This window comes from Burkholderia vietnamiensis LMG 10929 (assembly GCF_000959445.1).
Lineage (GTDB): Bacteria > Pseudomonadota > Gammaproteobacteria > Burkholderiales > Burkholderiaceae > Burkholderia > Burkholderia vietnamiensis.
The window spans coordinates 345,884-363,116 of sequence record NZ_CP009631.1 but is presented as its reverse complement, the minus strand read 5'-3'; the positions used below and the strand labels follow the sequence as shown (position 1 = coordinate 363,116).

17 protein-coding genes are annotated in these 17,233 nt (G+C 68.0%); 7 read left to right on the top strand and 10 right to left on the bottom strand.

The features are described from left to right. Nucleotides 1–44: 44 nt before the first annotated feature. The gene (locus tag AK36_RS11605) at nucleotides 45–935 is read left to right on the top strand and encodes a class I SAM-dependent methyltransferase (RefSeq protein ID WP_011883123.1); all 891 of its coding nucleotides are present in this window, start codon (nucleotides 45–47) and stop codon (nucleotides 933–935) included. 64 nt (nucleotides 936–999) lie between these two features. Here AK36_RS11605 and AK36_RS11600 read toward each other — a convergent pair whose 3' ends face one another. Both AK36_RS11600 and AK36_RS11595 read right to left on the bottom strand, forming a co-directional pair. Continuing rightward, nucleotides 1,000–1,590 (bottom strand): DUF1415 domain-containing protein, encoded by a 591-nt coding sequence (locus AK36_RS11600; RefSeq protein ID WP_045579409.1) that lies wholly within the window; start codon nucleotides 1,588–1,590, stop codon nucleotides 1,000–1,002. An 82-nt stretch (nucleotides 1,591–1,672) separates the two neighbouring features. Beyond that, nucleotides 1,673–2,296 (bottom strand): TetR/AcrR family transcriptional regulator, encoded by a 624-nt coding sequence (locus AK36_RS11595; RefSeq protein ID WP_045578562.1) that lies wholly within the window; start codon nucleotides 2,294–2,296, stop codon nucleotides 1,673–1,675. A 217-nt stretch (nucleotides 2,297–2,513) separates the two neighbouring features. Between AK36_RS11595 and AK36_RS11590 the strand changes: the two genes are divergently transcribed. The 3 genes from AK36_RS11590 (at nucleotide 2,514) to AK36_RS11580 (ending at nucleotide 6,343) form a co-directional block, all read left to right on the top strand. Next, the gene (locus AK36_RS11590; protein ID WP_011883126.1) at nucleotides 2,514–3,800 is read left to right on the top strand and encodes an MFS transporter; all 1,287 of its coding nucleotides are present in this window, start codon (nucleotides 2,514–2,516) and stop codon (nucleotides 3,798–3,800) included. 406 nt (nucleotides 3,801–4,206) lie between these two features. After that, on the top strand, nucleotides 4,207–4,812 hold the full coding sequence (locus tag AK36_RS11585) for a nitroreductase family protein (protein ID WP_011883127.1): 606 nt from the start codon (nucleotides 4,207–4,209) through the stop codon (nucleotides 4,810–4,812). Between the two features lie 280 nt (nucleotides 4,813–5,092). Continuing rightward, nucleotides 5,093–6,343 carry an Hsp70 family protein gene (locus tag AK36_RS11580; protein ID WP_045578561.1) on the top strand — a complete coding sequence of 417 codons (1,251 nt, stop codon included), beginning with the start codon at nucleotides 5,093–5,095 and terminating at the stop codon, nucleotides 6,341–6,343. A 122-nt stretch (nucleotides 6,344–6,465) separates the two neighbouring features. On the opposite strand, the gene AK36_RS11575 is transcribed toward AK36_RS11580, so the two are convergent. Continuing rightward, nucleotides 6,466–6,669, bottom strand: coding sequence for a cold-shock protein (locus AK36_RS11575; RefSeq protein WP_006477070.1), 204 nt, complete (start codon nucleotides 6,667–6,669; stop codon nucleotides 6,466–6,468). 419 nt (nucleotides 6,670–7,088) lie between these two features. Between AK36_RS11575 and AK36_RS11570 the strand changes: the two genes are divergently transcribed. Further along, nucleotides 7,089–8,687: an APC family permease gene (locus AK36_RS11570; protein ID WP_011883129.1), complete on the top strand. Its 1,599-nt coding sequence runs from the start codon at nucleotides 7,089–7,091 to the stop codon at nucleotides 8,685–8,687. Nucleotides 8,688–8,793: 106 nt separating this feature from the next. On the opposite strand, the gene AK36_RS11565 is transcribed toward AK36_RS11570, so the two are convergent. The 7 genes from AK36_RS11565 to AK36_RS11535 all read right to left on the bottom strand — a co-directional run bounded on the left by AK36_RS11565 (nucleotide 8,794) and on the right by AK36_RS11535 (nucleotide 14,897). Next, nucleotides 8,794–9,585 (bottom strand): DODA-type extradiol aromatic ring-opening family dioxygenase, encoded by a 792-nt coding sequence (locus AK36_RS11565; RefSeq protein WP_011883130.1) that lies wholly within the window; start codon nucleotides 9,583–9,585, stop codon nucleotides 8,794–8,796. A 224-nt stretch (nucleotides 9,586–9,809) separates the two neighbouring features. Then, the gene (locus tag AK36_RS11560) at nucleotides 9,810–10,406 is read right to left on the bottom strand and encodes a UbiX family flavin prenyltransferase (RefSeq protein ID WP_011883131.1); all 597 of its coding nucleotides are present in this window, start codon (nucleotides 10,404–10,406) and stop codon (nucleotides 9,810–9,812) included. A gap of 12 nt (nucleotides 10,407–10,418) precedes the next feature. After that, entirely contained in the window at nucleotides 10,419–10,730 is a 312-nt protein-coding gene (grxD, locus tag AK36_RS11555) for a Grx4 family monothiol glutaredoxin (protein ID WP_011883132.1), read from the bottom strand. A 67-nt stretch (nucleotides 10,731–10,797) separates the two neighbouring features. Further along, nucleotides 10,798–11,640, bottom strand: a complete 843-nt coding sequence (gene prmC, locus AK36_RS11550; protein ID WP_045578560.1) for a peptide chain release factor N(5)-glutamine methyltransferase — start codon at nucleotides 11,638–11,640, stop codon at nucleotides 10,798–10,800. Between the two features lie 7 nt (nucleotides 11,641–11,647). Then, nucleotides 11,648–12,730 carry a peptide chain release factor 1 gene (gene prfA / locus AK36_RS11545; RefSeq protein ID WP_014722360.1) on the bottom strand — a complete coding sequence of 361 codons (1,083 nt, stop codon included), beginning with the start codon at nucleotides 12,728–12,730 and terminating at the stop codon, nucleotides 11,648–11,650. Nucleotides 12,731–12,810: 80 nt separating this feature from the next. Then, nucleotides 12,811–14,109, bottom strand: coding sequence for a glutamyl-tRNA reductase (gene hemA / locus AK36_RS11540; protein ID WP_011883135.1), 1,299 nt, complete (start codon nucleotides 14,107–14,109; stop codon nucleotides 12,811–12,813). Nucleotides 14,110–14,180: 71 nt separating this feature from the next. Next, nucleotides 14,181–14,897 carry a response regulator transcription factor gene (locus AK36_RS11535; protein WP_011883136.1) on the bottom strand — a complete coding sequence of 239 codons (717 nt, stop codon included), beginning with the start codon at nucleotides 14,895–14,897 and terminating at the stop codon, nucleotides 14,181–14,183. Between the two features lie 176 nt (nucleotides 14,898–15,073). Between AK36_RS11535 and AK36_RS11530 the strand changes: the two genes are divergently transcribed. Continuing rightward, nucleotides 15,074–15,328 (top strand): hypothetical protein, encoded by a 255-nt coding sequence (locus tag AK36_RS11530; protein WP_011883137.1) that lies wholly within the window; start codon nucleotides 15,074–15,076, stop codon nucleotides 15,326–15,328. 18 nt (nucleotides 15,329–15,346) lie between these two features. After that, the gene (locus tag AK36_RS11525; RefSeq protein WP_011883138.1) at nucleotides 15,347–17,161 is read left to right on the top strand and encodes an aminopeptidase P family protein; all 1,815 of its coding nucleotides are present in this window, start codon (nucleotides 15,347–15,349) and stop codon (nucleotides 17,159–17,161) included. Nucleotides 17,162–17,233: the final 72 nt, after the last annotated feature.

Below are 17,233 nucleotides of genomic sequence, written 5' to 3'. Positions count from 1 at the left end.
CGCCGGGCCGTGGTCGACCGACCGTGGCCCGGCGCCGCTTCACGATGTCGAACAAGACCTACGAAATCCGTCCGGAGCAGTCCGTCGAGCTGCTCAAGGAACTGCACATCCTGACCCGCGACGGCAAGCTGAACCAGGACAGCCGCCGCAAGCTGAAGCAGGTGTATCACCTGTTCCAGTTCATCGAGCCGCTGCTCGCGAGCGTGCAGGCCGACAAGGGCAGCGTGACGCTCGTCGATCACGGCGCCGGCAAGTCGTATCTCGGCTTCATCCTGTACGACCTGTTCTTCAAGCAGCAGCCGGGACACGGCACGCCGGCGTTCGCGTCCCACGTATACGGGATCGAGACGCGCGAGGAGCTCGTCACGCGCTCGGCCGAGCTGGCCGCGCGGCTCGGGTTCGGCGGGATGTCGTTCCTGAACCTGTCGGTCGCCGATTCGATCACGTCGCCGCAGCTGCCCGAGACGGTCGATGTCGTCACCGCGCTGCATGCGTGCGATACGGCCACCGACGATGCGATCCGCTTCGCGCTCGCCAAGCGCGCGCAGCACATCGTGCTGGTGCCGTGCTGTCAGGCGGAAGTCGCCGGCGTGCTGCGCAAGAACAAGGGCAAGTCGCTCGCGAATGCGCTGACGGAAGTGTGGCGGCATCCGCTGCATACGCGCGAATTCGGCAGCCAGATCACCAACGTGCTGCGCTGCCTGCAACTCGAGGCGCACGGCTATCAGGTGAGCGTGACCGAGCTGGTCGGCTGGGAGCACTCGATGAAGAACGAGCTGATCATCGCGCAATACAAGAACCTGCCGCGCCGCAAGCCCAGCGAGCGGCTGAACGAAATCCTCGCGATGTTCGGGCTCGCCGAGCTGAACGAGCGCTTCTTCGTGCCGGCGGCCGCGGCGCCGGACGCGCAGCCTGCGGCCGATCACGCGGGCTGACGCGCAGGGCGTACGTCAGGCACGCCGCGCGTGTGACATGCGCCGGCGGCCGGCGCGCGACGGGTCAGACGTCGTCGCCCGGCCGCTCCATCCATTCGCGCCAGCCATCGTGGCCGAGGCGGCGCAGCGTCTGCTGGTTCTTCTCGTAGATCGCGGACGCGTCCGGAAACGCGTCGACCGCGCGCGCGATGCTGTCCTCGCGCAGCAGGTGCAGCATCGGGTAAGGCGCGCGATTCGTGTAGTTCTCGATGTCGTCGGCTTCGCTGCCTTCGAACCGGTACGCCGGGTGAAAGCTCGCGATCTGCAGTACGCCGCCGAGCCGCAATTGCTGCACGAGCCGGTCGGCGAAGAACAGCGCATCGTTGTAGTCGACGAAGTCCGCGAACGCGCGCGGAAAGATCAGCAGCGTGGTGTCGATACGCTGCGGATCGGCCGCTTCTAGCGCGCGCAGCTCGGTTTCGAGATCGGCGAGCGCGTCTTCCAGCGTCGTCGCCTCGCTGATCGCGTAGCGCACCTGCTCCTTCACGTACACGCTCTTCGCGAACGGGCACAGATTGAGCCCGATCACCGCGCGCGCGAGCCAGTGCCGCGTGGCGGCGAGGATGTCGTCGTGCGAATCGTGGGAATCGTGCGGGCCGGGGCGGGTGTCGGTCATGGCGAAGGCGGTCGGGTAGTGCGGCAGCGAGGGGCGCATTGTAGCCGGCGGGCGCGCGCTGCAATCTGACCTGCGTCGTCCGTCATGCGCACGCGGCCTCGATCAGCTGCGTCGCCAGCGCGGGCGCGGTGCCGATCGGCGTTTCGCCGTGCCGGTAGGTCTGGCTGGCTGCGTAGATCCCTTCGATCACGAGCGCGAGCGCATCGGCGAGCGCCTGCGGCGCGCGCGCGCCGGCGCCTTCGCACAGCTCGACGAGCCGCTTCATCAGCAGCGCCTTGTTCTGCGCGACGCGCTCGCGCGCCGGGTGCGACGCGTCGGGAAACTCGGCCGCGACGTTGACGAACGGGCAGCCGCGATAGTCCTGCTGCGTCGCGCGCTCGGCGAGATCGACGAAATACTGGATCAGCTGCGCCTTCGGCTGCCCCGGATGCTTCGCGACGCTCGTATCGAAACGCTCGAAGAAGCACGCATCCATCCGCTCCAGATAGGCGAGGATCAGCTCGTCCTTCGACGAGAACTGGCGATACAGGCTCATCTTGTTGACGCCCGCGCGTTCCACGACCGCCTCGACGCCGACCGCCCGCACGCCTTCCCTGTAAAACAGCTCCTCTGCTGCGCGCAGCAGATGCTCCTGCGCGGCGGCCGCGGTGACCGGCCGCCGCGTGCGGCGTGCCGGCGCCTTCTTGGCCGCCTCGATGCCCGACATGATGACCCTCGACTGCATGGTGAATTGCTTGACATGTTACCGACTGGTCACTACGATCGCAACACACTTGTGACCGGTCGGTAACAACGCTGATCGGAGCGACGGACAAATGCCAGGTGTCGGCCAGGGTCAGCCGACGCAGCGTGCGGCGGAGGTGGCCCGGCGGTGACGTGGCGGCGCATGCGCGAGCGCGGGCCGCCAACTGGAGAACGACGAGATGAACTGGGCGGTGACACGAATCGGCGGGCGCTTTCACTACGGATGGCTCGCGGCGGCGGTGGTTTTCCTGATCCTGCTGGCGGCGGCCGGCACGCGGGCGACGCCCAGCGTGCTGATGGTGCCGCTCGAGCGCGAACTCGGCTGGAGCCGCGCGGCGATTTCGCTGGCGATTTCGGTCAACATCGCGCTGTATGGGCTGACCGGCCCGTTCGCGGCGGCGGCGATGCAGCGCTTCGGACTGCGGCCGACGATCCTCACCGCGCTGGTGACGTTGAGCGCGGGCGTCGCGCTGTCGTCGATGATGACGCAAAGCTGGCAGATGGTCGTGGTGTGGGGGCTGATGGTCGGCTGCTCGACCGGCGTGGTCGCGCTGACGCTGTCGGCGACCTTCGTTACGCGCTGGTTCCATGCGCGGCGCGGCCTCGTGATGGGCATCCTGACCGCGAGCACGGCCACCGGCCAGCTGGTATTCCTGCCGATGCTCGCCGCGATCGCGCAGCGCCACGGCTGGCGCCCGGTGGTGCTGGTCGTCGCGGTGGCAGCTGCGCTCGTGATTCCGCTGGTCGCGTTCCTGCTGCCCGAGCGGCCGGCCGACGTGAAGCTGCGCCCGTACGGCGAGCCGGCCGACGCGCCGGCCGCGCCCGACGCGACCAAGGAGAATCCGCTCGCGGTCGCGTTCCGCACGCTGCTGACGGCGAGCCGTTCGCGCGACTTCTGGCTGCTGTTCTTCAGCTTCTTCATCTGCGGCGCGAGCACCAACGGCTACGTCGGCACGCACCTGATCGCGATGTGCAGCGACTACGGGATGACCGAAGTGCAGGGCGCGTCGCTGCTCGCCGCGATGGGCGTGTTCGACCTGTTCGGCACGACGCTGTCGGGATGGCTGTCCGACCGTTACGACAATCGCGTGCTGCTGTTCTGGTACTACGGGCTGCGCGGGTTGTCGCTGATCTATCTGCCGCATGCGTTCGGCATCGACTTCTTCGGGCTGCCGCTGTTCGCGATGTTCTACGGGCTCGACTGGATCGCGACCGTGCCGCCGACCGTGCGGCTCGCCACCGACGTGTTCGGCAAGGCGGCGGCGCCCGTCGTGTTCGGCTGGATCGTCGCCGGCCACCAGCTCGGCGCGGCCTTCGCGGCGCTCGGCGCCGGGCTGCTGCGGGCGAGCCTCGGCACCTACACGGTTGCTTCGATGATCTCGGGCGGGCTGTGCATCGTCGGTGCGCTCATCGTGCTGCGGATCAACCGCGGCCCGTCGCGGGCTGCGGCGCAGCCGGCTGTTTGAGGGTGGTTGGCCGGCGGGGGCGCACGGCGCACGGCGCCTGCGCGCGGGGCGCGCAAGAGGCATGTACGAGGCGCGCACGGGGCACACGGCGCACGCAGGAAGCATGCACGGGTATCCAGGGGGGGCGCACGAGGTGTGCATCAGGCACGCATGAGGCACGCACCGCGCACGCAGGGCCATGCCGGGGCACGCACGGTTGCGCGGCTGCCCCCGTATAGATCGACCGGCCGAGGTCGCGCGCGATGCTCGGCAAGCCGGTTGCGGCCCGCGCTGGCCGGCTTCGCGAGCCTATGCAGGATCGTCGATTTGCATTGCGCGGGATGTGCGGGCGCGTGATCGCCCAAGCGGTTATGCTTGCGGTTCGCCGGGCGTTCGCGCCCCTTCATCGATGTCAGCGAGGAACCGCATGTCCGTCAAACCTGCCCCCACCACTGTTTCGATTCACGATCTGATCTCGGGCCGCTGGAGCCCGCGCGCGTATTCGGACGAGCCGATCAGCGCCGCCGATCTGCACGCGGTGCTCGAAGCCGCGCGCTGGGCGCCGTCCGCGTACAACGCGCAGCCGTGGCGCTTCATCGTGTTCGATCGCACGCAGGACGAAGCCTCATTCAAACGCGCGTTCGCGACGCTGGTGCCGTTCAACCAGGGGTGGAACGCGCCGGCGCCGGTGCTGATCGCCGTCACCGCGCACACGTTCACGCCGAAGGGCGAACCGGCGCCGACCGCGCTGTACGACGCCGGCGCGGCCGCGATGTCGCTGGTGCTGCAGGCGCACGCGCTCGGGCTCGCCGCGCACCAGATGAGCGGCTTCGACGCGAAGGCGTTCCGCGACGCGTTCGAGATCCCGGCCGACGTCGCGATTCCGGCAATCATCTCGCTCGGCCACTACGGCAACGTCGACAAGCTCGATCCGGTGCTGCGCGACCGCGAAAAGGCGCCGCGCACGCGCCATGCGATCGGCGAGATCGCGTATGCCGGCGCGTGGAAGAAGGGCTTCGACGCGGCGGCCTGAGCCGCCGAGCGCGGCTCGGTGCGCGGGCGAGCCGCGCGTCGGCCGCGCGCCGGTGTGGCGAGCGCGTGACGGCGCTGACGGTGCGAACAGCCCGGCCAACGCGCCGCCGCCGCCCGCACCACCAATCCGGTGCGCCGACCACGGTCACAACCGACACACCGATTCGTCTGATCGAACCGCGGCGCGATACCGATGCCCGTCCCGGTTGTGATCCGGCGGGCTTCATGTTAAAAAGCCCGTCCTTTCCGTTTTCGCGCCGGCCACGTTGCGGCACCTTCCGATGACTTACTGCGCGATCGACTTCGGCACATCCAACTCCGCCGTGGCGCTGCCCGACGGCGACGGCATGCGTCTCGCGCCCGTCGAGGGCGAGCACCTGACGCTGCCCACCGCGATCTTCTTCAACAACGACGAGGAAACCGTCGAATTCGGCCGGGCGGCGCTCGCGTCCTATATCGACGGTTTCGACGGCCGCCTGATGCGCTCGATGAAGAGCATCCTCGGCTCGCCGCTCGCCGAAACCACGACCGACCTCGGCGACGGCAGCGCAATCGCGTACACCGAGATCATCGCGCGCTTCCTCACGCACCTGAAGCGCAAGGCGGAGGCCAAGGCGCGCGCGCCGCTCGGCCGCGCGGTGCTCGGCCGGCCGGTGTTCTTCGTCGACGACGATCCGCGCGCGGACCGCCTTGCCCAGAATCAACTCGAAGCAGCCGCACGTGCGGTCGGCTTCTCCGACGTGCATTTCCAGTACGAGCCGATCGCGGCCGCGTTCGACTACGAGTCGCGCCAGCAGGCGGAGCGGCTCGTGCTGGTCGCCGACATCGGCGGCGGCACGTCCGACTTTTCGCTGGTGCGGGTCGGGCCGCAGCGGATGGCGCGTCTCGAACGCAAGGACGACGTGCTGGCGCACCACGGCGTGCACGTCGCGGGCACCGATTACGACCGGCGCGTCGAACTGGCGGCGATCCTGCCCGCGTTCGGCTACCGTGCGCTCGATCCCGAAGGCCGCGAACTGCCGAACCGGATCTACTTCGACCTCGCGACCTGGCACCTGATCAACACCGTCTACACGCCGAAGCGCGTGGGCGAACTGAAGCTGATGAAGCACCTCTACCTGGACGTGCGGCAGCACGAGCGGCTGCTGCGTGTGGTCGAGCAGCGGCTCGGGCATGCGCTGATGGCGCGCGCGGAGGAGGCGAAGATCGGCGTGGCGGCGGGCGGGGAGACGATGATCGACCTGAACGACGTCGAAGAGGATCTGCAGATCGCCTTCGACGCCGACCGTCTGGTGGCCGCGAGCGTGGACGACACCGCGCGCATCGTCGAGGCGGCGCGCGAAACGGTGCGGCTCGCGGGCGTCGCGCCGCGCGACGTCGGCGCGCTGTATTTCACCGGCGGCTCGACCGGGCTGGCGTTTCTCTCCAGTGCGCTGGCCGGTGCGTTCCCGGACGCGCAGCCGGTGTTCGGCGATCGCCTCGCCAGCGTCGCGACGGGGCTCGGCATTCACGCGCAGCGCCTGTTCGGCTGAACGGGACGAGCCGGCCGCGCGAAGCGGCCGGCGGCCCGGCCATGCTGCCGCGCCGTGCCGTGCCGGAAAAACAAAAAGCCCCGCCGAAGCGGGGCTTTTCTACACGAAATATCGCGCCGAACTTAGACCGGACGGATGTTCGCAGCTTGCAGACCCTTCGGGCCCGTCTTCACTTCGAATTCAACCTTCTGGTTTTCTTGCAGCGTCTTGAAGCCTTCGACGCGGATTTCCGAGAAGTGCGCGAACAGATCGTCGCCGCCGCCTTCCGGGGTGATGAAGCCGAAGCCCTTTGCGTCATTGAACCACTTGACGGTACCGGTTGCCATGTTACTTGTTCCTAAAAAGATAAAACGGGGCCGAAGCCCATGGGGTGCGGAAAATCAAGGAAGGGGTAATAGGACCACCGGAGTACCGTTGATGGGCGAACTACGAAAGAACCAATTCACTCGCCGCTTGAAATCCTGCAACGTTGTTTATACGGCTAATCGGTCGCGCGGTCAACCGTATTTCCATTCCCTCAGGGTTATTGCGGAGTTCAGGTTTACAAAACTTGCAAGGGACGCGAATTTTTTGTAGGGGCCGAACGATTTTGGCGCCAACTCGCAGGTGCAACCGTTAAACTACGCGCCGCGCGGACGGGTTGCCCCGATCGGGTGTCCCGTCCCCCCAAGAATGCGTGCGCGGTGCTGTCCGAGCCGATCCCGGACCGCAGGCCGACCATGCTTTTTGAGACACAGGAGAGGATGTGAAGAGTTCTATTCAACGGAACATCGGCCCGTTTGCATTGATGCTGACGGGGCTGGGTTCGATTATCGGCTCGGGCTGGCTGTTCGGCGCCTGGAAAGCCGCGAAGATCGCCGGTCCGGCGGCGATTTGCGCGTGGATCATCGGTGCGGTCGTGATTCTCGCGATTGCGCTGACGTATGCGGAACTGGGCGCGATGTTCCCCGAGTCGGGCGGCATGGTGCGCTATGCGCGCTACTCGCACGGTTCGCTGGTGGGCTTCATCAGCGCCTGGGCGAACTGGATCGCGATCGTGTCGGTGATTCCGATCGAAGCCGAAGCGTCGATTCAGTACATGAGCACGTGGCCCTATCCTTGGGCGCATGCGCTGTTCGTGAACGGCGAATTATCGACACCGGGGCTGCTGCTGTCGGCCGTGCTGGTCGTCATCTACTTCCTGCTGAACTACTGGGGTGTGAAGGCGTTCGCGCGGGCGAACACCGCGATCACGATCTTCAAGTTCCTGATTCCGGGCCTCACGATCCTCGGGCTGATGCTGTCGAGCTTCCACTCGGAAAACCTCGGCACCGCGTCGAATGCGAGCTTCGCGCCGTACGGCTGGTCGGCAGTGCTGACCGCGGTCGCGACGAGCGGCATCGTGTTCGCGTTCAACGGCTTCCAGAGCCCGGTGAACCTCGCCGGCGAAGCGCGCAATCCGTCGCGCAGCGTGCCGTTCGCGGTGATCACGTCGATCCTGCTCGCGCTGGTGATCTACGTGCTGCTGCAGATGGCCTACATCGGCTCGGTCAACCCGGCCGACGTCGCGAAGGGCTGGGCGCACTTCAACTTCTCGTCGCCGTTCGCGGAGCTCGCGATCGCGCTGAACCTGAACTGGCTTGCGATCCTGCTGTACGTCGACGCGTTCATCAGCCCGAGCGGCACCGGCACGACCTACATGGCGACGACCACCCGCATGATCTACGCGATGGAGCGCAACAACACGATGCCGAAGATGTTCGGCAACGTGCATCCGATCTACGGCGTGCCGCGCCAGGCGATGTGGTTCAACCTGCTCGTGTCGTTCGTGTTCCTGTTCTTCTTCCGCGGCTGGAGCTCGCTCGCGGCGGTGATCTCGGTCGCGACGGTGATCTCGTACCTGACCGGCCCGATCAGCCTGATGGCGCTGCGCCGCGCGGCTACCGACATCGAGCGTCCGCTGTCGATTCCGCTGATGAAGCTGATCGCCCCGTTCGCGTTCGTCTGCGCGTCGCTGATCCTGTACTGGGCGAAGTGGCCGCTGACCGGCGAAATCATCCTGCTGATGGTCGTCGCGCTGCCGGTGTACTTCTTCTTCCAGGCGAAGGCCGGCTGGGGCGGCTGGGGCGCGGACCTGAAGGCCGCGTGGTGGCTGGTCGCCTACCTGCCGACGATGGCCGTGCTGTCGCTGATCGGCAGCAAGGAGTTCGGCGGTCACGGCGTGCTGCCGTACGGCTGGGACATGCTGGTCGTCGCGGTGATCTCGCTCGGGTTCTACTTCTGGGGCGTGAATACCGGCTACCGGACGCAGTACCTCGACGAGCGCGAATCGCACGACGAGATCCTCGAAGGGATCGGCGCCTGACGCGATCGACTGCCGCCGGATTCGGCGGCGGCAGCAAACATACGAAAGCCCGCCGGAGCATCGCTCCGGCGGGCTTTTTGTTGGTGCGCCGAGCGCCGCGCCGGGTTCAGGCGGCGGCGCTCGCGAACACGTAGTTTGTCATCGCCAGCACGCGCTGATACGTGCCGAGCGACTGGATGCCGAGCCGATAGTCGTCGTCGGCCGCGCCGAGCGCGGCGAACACCGGCAGCAGATGCTCGTCGGTCGGATGCATGAGCGCCGCGTGCGGCGCCTGCCGGCGATAGTCGAGCAGCGCGTCGACATTGCGCGCGGCGAGGCGCGCCTCGAACCAGTCGGTGAATTCGGCGACGCGCGGGTCCGCATCCTCCGGCGCCGCGCCGAAATCCGCCGCGCGCAGGTTGTGCGTGATCTGGCCCGAGCCGATCACCATCACGCCTTCGTCGCGCAGCGGCCGCAGCGCGCGGCCGAGCGCGAAATGATGGGCCGCGTCGGCGCGCGGCTGGATCGACAACTGCGCGACCGGCACGTCGGCATCCGGGAACATCAGCAGCATCGGCACCCATGCGCCGTGGTCGAGGCCGTGCTCGGTCGTCGCGGTTGCGATGCCGGCCGCGTTCAGCAACTCGGCTGCGCGCTCGGCGACCTCCGGTGCGCCGGGCGCCGGATAGCGGATCTCGTACAGCGCCCGCGGAAAACCGTAGAAGTCGTGGATCGTTTCAGGCTGCGCGGCGACGCTCGCGACCGGCTGCTGCGTGCCCCAGTGCGCGGAGAGCATCAGCACCGCGCGCGGGCGCGGCAATTCGGCGCCGAGGTGCGTAAACGCCGCCGACGGCAGCGACGGATCGATCGGCAGCGTCGGCGCACCGTGGGACAGGTAAAGCGACGGCAAGCGGTTCATGGTGAGGCAGCCTTCAGGAACGGATTGCCTATGACTATAGGCGTGTACCACGCGTCAATAAACGGGTGGGGCGGAATTTGATTGAATCGCTGGAGTTGATAATCGGCGCGAAGCCTGGCGCGGCGGTGTCGGCGCGATCGCAAGCCGCCCACATCGACTGATTAGTGGGCAGATCGCTTGGCGTTACACGGAGAACGACGCCGATACACAGCGCGTCGCGCGGCTCATTGCGCGGCCCGGATGCCGGCCCACGGCGTGGTCATCGGCGCGCTGAGCGCGAACAGGTCGAGCACACGCGTGACGGTCTGATCGACGAGTTCCTCGATCGTCTTCGGCATTGCGTAGAACGCGGGCAGCGGCGGGAACACGATGCCGCCCATTTCGGTCACGGCGGTCATGTTGCGGAGATGGGCGAGGTTGAACGGCGTTTCGCGCACCATCAGCACGAGACGGCGACGTTCCTTCAGCGTGACGTCGGCCGCGCGCGTGATCAGGTTGTCCGACAGACCATGTGCGACGCTTGCGAGCGTCTTCATCGAGCACGGTGCGATCACCATGCCGTCGGTGGCGAACGAGCCGGACGCGATCGTCGCGCCGACGTCGCGCACCGAATGCACGACGTCCGCGCGGCTTTCGACGTCGGCCTTCGACAGCTTCAGTTCATGCTGGACGTTGAGCCAGCCGGCGTTCGACACCAGCAGGTGGGTCTCGACGCCGCCGGCTGCGCGCAGCATGTCGAGCAGCCGCAGGCCGTAGACCGCGCCGGTGGCGCCGGTGATCGCGACGATCAGCCGGCGTGGCGGCGCGCTGGAAGATGCCATGCGGGACGGGCTTTACGCGGCGGCGAACAGTTGCTGCAGTTCGCCCGACTGGTACATCTCCATCATGATGTCCGAGCCGCCGATGAATTCGCCCTTCACGTACAGCTGCGGGATGGTGGGCCAGTTCGAGAATTCCTTGATGCCCTGGCGGATTTCGTCGTCCTCGAGGACGTTGACCGTCTTGAACTGATCGACGCCGCAGGCCTTCAGCACCTGCACTGCGCGGCCCGAGAAGCCGCACATCGGGAATTGCGCGTTGCCCTTCATGAAGAGCACGACCTGGTTTTCGTCGACGATTTGCTTGATACGTTGTTGGGTGTCCATGACTGACCTTGCGTTTGCGGGGCGTTAGATCGAAATGATAGCGGATTTCATCCGCGCGGGCCGGGCGTCAGCCGGGCAGGCGGCCGCCGGTCGTACGCTCGATCGCGGCCAGATCGGCGAGCGATTCGACCGCGACGAAGCCGTGCGACGCGAGCAGCGCGCGCACGGCTTCGGCCTGGTCGTAGCCGTGCTCGATCCACAGCGTGCCGCCCGGTTTCAGATGCGCGCCGGCGCCCGCGACGATCGTGCGGATCGCGCTCAGGCCGTCGGCATCGTCGGTGAGCGCGCCGCGCGGCTCGAAGCGCAGGTCGCCCTGCTCGAGGTGCGGATCGTGTTGCGCGATGTACGGCGGGTTGCTGGCGATCGCATCGAACGCGAGCGCCGGGTCGAGCGCGGCGTACCAGTCGCTCTGCAGCCAGTGCAGCGGGCCGCCGGGGCGCCGCGCGTCGAGCAGCTTGGCGGCGTTGCGCTGCGCGACTTCGAGCGCGGCCGGCGAGCGATCGAGCGCCCATACGCGGGCGTCGGGCCGCTCGGCCGCGATCGACACGGCGATCGCGCCGCTGCCGGTGCCGAGATCGAGCACGGCCGGATGCGGCCGGCCGTCGATCGCGTCGAGCGCGGCTTCGACCAGCAGCTCGGTTTCGGGGCGCGGGATCAGCACGTCGGGCGTCACGTCGAACGGCCGGCCGAAGAACTCGCGCATCCCGACGAGCTGCGCGACCGGCTCACCGGCCACGCGGCGTGCCTCGAGCGCGCGGTAGCGTGCGATCGCCGCCGGCTCGAGCGGCGCATCGCCGCGCGTGATCAGCTGCGTGCGGGTCCAGCCGAGCGCGTGCGACAGCAGCACGCGTGCATCGACCGCGTCGAGCGGCGACGCGCGCAACAGATCGTCGGCGGTGAGCTCGGGCATCGCGGCCTCAGTCGGCGTCGCCGAGCGACGCGAGCAGTTCGGCCTGATGCTCGCTGACGAGCGCGCCGATCAGTTCGTCGAGGTCGCCGTCCATCAGCGCCTCGAGCCGGTACAGCGTCAGGTTGATCCGGTGGTCGGTCATCCGGCCCTGCGGGAAGTTGTAGGTGCGGATGCGCTCCGAACGGTCGCCGGAGCCGATCAGGCTCTTGCGCGTCGCGGCTTCCTTCGCGTGCTGCTCGTGATACTGCTTGTCCTTGATGCGCGCGGCGAGCACCTTCAGTGCGCGGTCCTTGTTCTTGTGCTGCGAACGGTCGTCCTGGCACTCGACCACGATCCCGGTCGGAATGTGCGTGACGCGCACCGCCGAATCGGTCTTGTTGATGTGCTGGCCGCCCGCGCCCGACGCGCGGAACGTGTCGATCCGCAGGTCGGCCGGATTGATTTCGACCTCGCCGATCTCGTCGGCTTCCGGCATCACCGCCACCGTGCACGCGGACGTGTGGATGCGCCCCTGCGTCTCGGTGGCCGGCACGCGCTGCACGCGATGGCCGCCCGACTCGAACTTCAGCCGCGAATACGCACCCTGGCCGGCGATCCGCACGATCACTTCCTTGTAGCCGCCGAGGTCCGACGGGCTCTCCGACATCATCTCGACCTGCCAGCGCTGGCGTTCCGCGTAGCGCAGATACATGCGCAGCAGGTCGCCCGCAAACAGCGCCGATTCGTCGCCGCCGGTGCCGGCGCGGATTTCGAGGAAGATGTTGCGATCGTCGTTCGGGTCCTTCGGCAGCAGCATCTTCTGCAATTCGCCTTCGAGGCGGGTCATGCGCTCGCGTGCGCTGCGAATCTCCTCTTCGGCGAAGTCGCGCATCGACGCGTCCGCGAGCAATTCCTGCGCGGCCGCTTCGTCGTTGCGCGACTGGCGCCACAGCGCGTACTGCTCGACGACCGGCCCGAGCTCCGCGTGTTCGCGCGTCAGCTTGCGGTACTGGTCGAGATCGGCCGTGACGTTTTCGCGGCTCAGCAGATCATTGAGTTCGGCCAGCCGGACAGACAGCTGGTCGAGCTTGCGTTGCATGCTCGTCTTCATGGTGTGGAGCGGCGCTCCCGGGCAAGGGTATTCGAAAAGGATAGGCCGGCGCGCCGCCGGCGGCGTCGCGCCGACCGTCGCTAGTGGCCGGACTGGTCGTTCGAGCGCGGCGCGTGCTGGTAGAAGCCGCGCATCAGGTCGATCAGCGAATCGCGATCGGCGCCGCTCACGCGGTTCAGCGCGCTCGTCGGGCCGTGGATCAGCTTGTTGGTGAGCGCCTGCGACAGCGCTTCGAGAACGGCGGCCGGATCGTCGCCGCGTGCGAGCAGCTTTTGTGCCTTCTCGACTTCGGCGCGGCGCAGTGCGTCGGCCTGCGTATGCATGTGACGAATCACCGGCACGACACTGCGCGTGTCGAGCCATTGCATGAAATTCTGCACGCGCGTCTCGATGATCGCCTCGGCCTGGGCGACCGCGGCCTGGCGCGACGCGTTGCCTTCGCGCACGATCGCGCCGAGATCGTCGACCGTGTAGAGGAACACGTCCTTCAGCTTGCCGACTTCGGGCTCGATGTCGCGCGGCACCGCGAGGTCGACCATGAAGATGGGCCGGTGGCGGCGTGCCTTCACCGCGCGCTCGACGGCACCGAGGCCGATGATCGGCAGCGTCGACGCGGTGCACGACACGATGATGTCGAACTCGTGCATGCGCGTCGGCAGGTCCGACAGCGGCATCGCGCGGCCGCCGAAGCGTTCGGCGAGCCGTTGGCCGCGTTCCGCGGTGCGGTTCGCGACGACGAGCTCGCGCGGGCCTTGCGCGGCGAAATGCGTCGCGCATAGCTCGATCATCTCGCCCGCGCCGATGAACAGCACGCGCTGATCCGCCACCTTTTCGAAGATGCGTTGCGCGAGGCGCACCGCCGCGGCGGCCATCGACACCGACTGCGTGCCGATCTCGGTCGTGCCGCGCACTTCCTTGGCGACCGCGAACGTGCGCTGAAACAGCTGGTTCAGATAGGTGCCGAGCGCGCCGGCTTCGGTCGCGGTGCGCACGGCGTCCTTCATCTGGCCCAGAATCTGGGTTTCGCCGAGCACCATCGAATCGAGGCCGGACGCGACGCGGAATGCGTGCCGGACCGCTTCCGATTGCGGCAGCGCGTAGACGTGCGGCGCGAGTTCGTCGACCGGAATCCGGTGGTACTCCGACAGCCAGCGAATCGCCCCGTCGCGCGCGGCGCGATCATGCGTCGCGCAATAGAGCTCGGTGCGGTTGCAGGTGGAGAGGATCGCCGCTTCGGGCGTGTTCGGCGCCTGGGGGCCGAGGAACACGTTCTTGAACGTGACGAGAGCCGGTTTGATCTGCTCGAGCGGAAACGCCACGCGTTCGCGCAAGGCGACAGGCGCAGTGTGGTGATTGATTCCGATCGTGAGGAGTTGCATATCAGGGGCTATCGTTTAGCCCCATATTATAGCGTCTCGGCGATTTCCTCACTCAGCGCGTGGCGGGTACGTCAGCCGGGCGGCGCGCAGGCGGGGGCCTCGACCGGCACGCGGTTGAGCTGATAGCCGTAGCCGTACAGAGGCAGGAGCCGGTAGCCGCGTTCGGGAAGCAGCTGCAGCTTGCAGCGCAGCCGTGACGCGTGGGTGTCGAGCGTGCGCGACTTCATGTCGCGGTGACGCGCCCACACCGTTTCGAGGATGTGGGCGCGCGACACCGGCCGGGACAGGTTCGCGAACAGCAACTCGGCGAAGCGAAATTCCTTCGGCGTGAGCGCGACGACCGAATCGCCGAAGCGCACGACGCTGTGGATCACGTCGAACGCGTATTCGCCGAACGTTTCGCGGGCGCGATTCGGCGGCCGCCGCACGCCCGCGCGCCGGCTCAACGCGTTGACGCGCGCCAGCAACTCGGGGCCGCTCACGGGGCGCACGACGCAGTCGTCCGCGCCCGCGTGCAGGCACGACACCACTTCGCTTTCCCGCGCGCGCTGCATCACGGCGATGGCCGGCAGCCCGGGCAGGATCGACTGCGCCCGCGGGATGACTTCCTCGGCCGGGTGATCGCCGGCCCAGTTGCCGGTGATCAGCATGTCGCAGGTGTCGGTGGCGAGCCACTCGAAGAAGTCCGCGCTCGACTCGAACGCGTGGCAGAGGTGACCGCCGGCGAACAGCAGGCGGTTCAGGAGCGCAGCATGGCGCGCCTCCGGATCGATCAGGGCAATTCGCATGAGGATTTCTTCAATACGGCTGCCGGTGCGCGCTTGCCATAACGTCAGGTCGGCCCCTACACTCGAATGTTCGCGGCGCCCGGCTGGTCGGGGGTTTCGATGGATGGATGAGTCGATGCTAGCCGCTGGCAACGTTCACGCCTATGGGACGAATCTGAATTTATAGAAGGCGTCGAATGAACTGGTTTGGAATCATTGTTCTCGGAGCGGCCGTCGGGCTGTTCGGCCGGTGGCTGCACCCGCTGCGGCGCGCAGGCCGGCCGGCATGGTGGATCGCGGTGCTGGTCGGCATCGTGGCCGCCGCCGCCGCGCGCATGGCCGGTAACCTCTCCGGACTGTTTTACGATGGCGAAACGCTCGAATGGCCGGTCTGCACCGGTGTCGCGTTCCTCGCCGTAGCCGTGACGGTCGCCGTGTCGGCCCGTCGCTGAAAGCTCTCAGGTGAAATCATGAATGCCCGTCTCCCCGAAGTCTCGTCGGTGCCGGCCCGCCTCGCGCTGCTGCGCGGTGCGATGGTCCGCGAGGACCTGGCCGCCTATCTGGTGCCGTCCGCCGATCCGCACCTGTCCGAGTACCTGCCCGAGCGCTGGCAGGCGCGCCGCTGGCTGTCCGGGTTCACCGGCTCGGTCGGCACGCTGGTCGTGACCGCCGATTTCGCCGGGCTTTGGGTCGACAGCCGTTACTGGGTGCAGGCAGAGGCCGAGCTTGCCGGCACGGGCGTTCAGCTGATGAAGATGACGAGCGGCCAGCAGAGCGCGCCGCACGTCGACTGGCTCGCGCAGAACGTGCCGGCCGGCGCGACGGTCGGCGTCGACGGCGCGGTGCTCGGCATCGCGGCCGCCCGCGCGCTGACGGCCGCGCTCGACGCACGCGGCATCGCGCTGCGCACCGATCTCGACCTGCTCGACGCGATCTGGCCCGAGCGCCCTGGCTTGCCGGGCGCCGCGGTGTTCGAGCACACGGCGCCGCAGGCCGACACGACGCGCGCCAGCAAGCTCGCCGAAGTGCGCCGCGCGATGCACGCGCAGGGCGCGCAGTGGCACTTCGTGTCGACGCTCGACGATCTCGCGTGGCTGTTCAACCTGCGCGGCGCCGACGTCAACTTCAACCCGGTGTTCGTCGCGCACGCGCTGATCGGCGCCGAGCGCGCGACGTTGTTCGTCGCCGACGGCAAGGTGCCGCCGGCGCTGGCCGCATCGCTCGCGCAGGACGGCGTCGAGGTCCGCGCGTACGACGCCGCGCGCGCGGCGCTCGGTGCGCTGCCCGACGGCGCGAGCCTGCTGATCGACCCGCGCCGCGTCACGTTCGGCACGCTCGAGGCCGTGCCGGCCGGCGTGAAGCTGATCGAGGCCGTGAACCCGTCGACGTTCGCGAAGTCGCGCAAGACGTCCGCCGAGATCGAGCACGTGCGCGTGACGATGGAGCACGACGGCGCCGCACTCGCCGAATTCTTCGCGTGGTTCGAGCAGGCCGTGAACCGCGAGCCGATCACCGAGCTGACGATCGAGGAGCAGCTGACGGCCGCGCGCGCCCGGCGTCCCGGCTACGTGTCGCCGAGCTTCGCGACGATCGCCGGCTTCAACGCGAACGGCGCGATGCCGCATTACCACGCGACGCCCGCGTCGCATGCGACGATCGCCGGAGACGGCCTGCTGCTGATCGACTCCGGCGGCCAGTACACGGGCGGCACGACCGACATCACGCGCGTCGTGCCGGTCGGCACGGTCGGCGATCTGCAGCGGCGCGATTTCACGATCGTGCTGAAGTCGATGATGGCGCTGTCGCGCGCGCGCTTCCCGCGCGGCATTCGCTCGCCGATGCTCGATGCGATCGCGCGCGCGCCGATGTGGGCGGCCGGGCTCGACTACGGCCACGGCACCGGTCACGGCGTCGGCTATTTCCTGAACGTGCACGAAGGGCCGCAGGTCATTTCGCACTACGCGCCGGCCGAGCCGCACACGGCGATGGAAGAGGGGATGATCACGTCGATCGAGCCGGGCGTGTACCGGCCCGGCAAATGGGGTATCCGGATCGAGAACCTGGTCGTGAATCGCGCGGCCGGGCAGACCGAATTCGGCGATTTCCTCGCGTTCGAGACGCTCACGCTGTGCCCGATCGACACGCGCTGCGTGCTGATCGAGATGCTGCACGAAGAAGAGCGCGCCTGGCTGAACGCGTATCACGCGAGCGTGCGCGAGCGGGTCGGCCGGCACGTGAGCGGCGACGCGAAGGCCTGGCTCGACGTGCGCACGCAACCGATCTGACCCGGCCCGACGCACGGCAAAGCAGACGCCGCATACCGGCCGCACGGCGGCCGGACCATCACCGAGGGCACG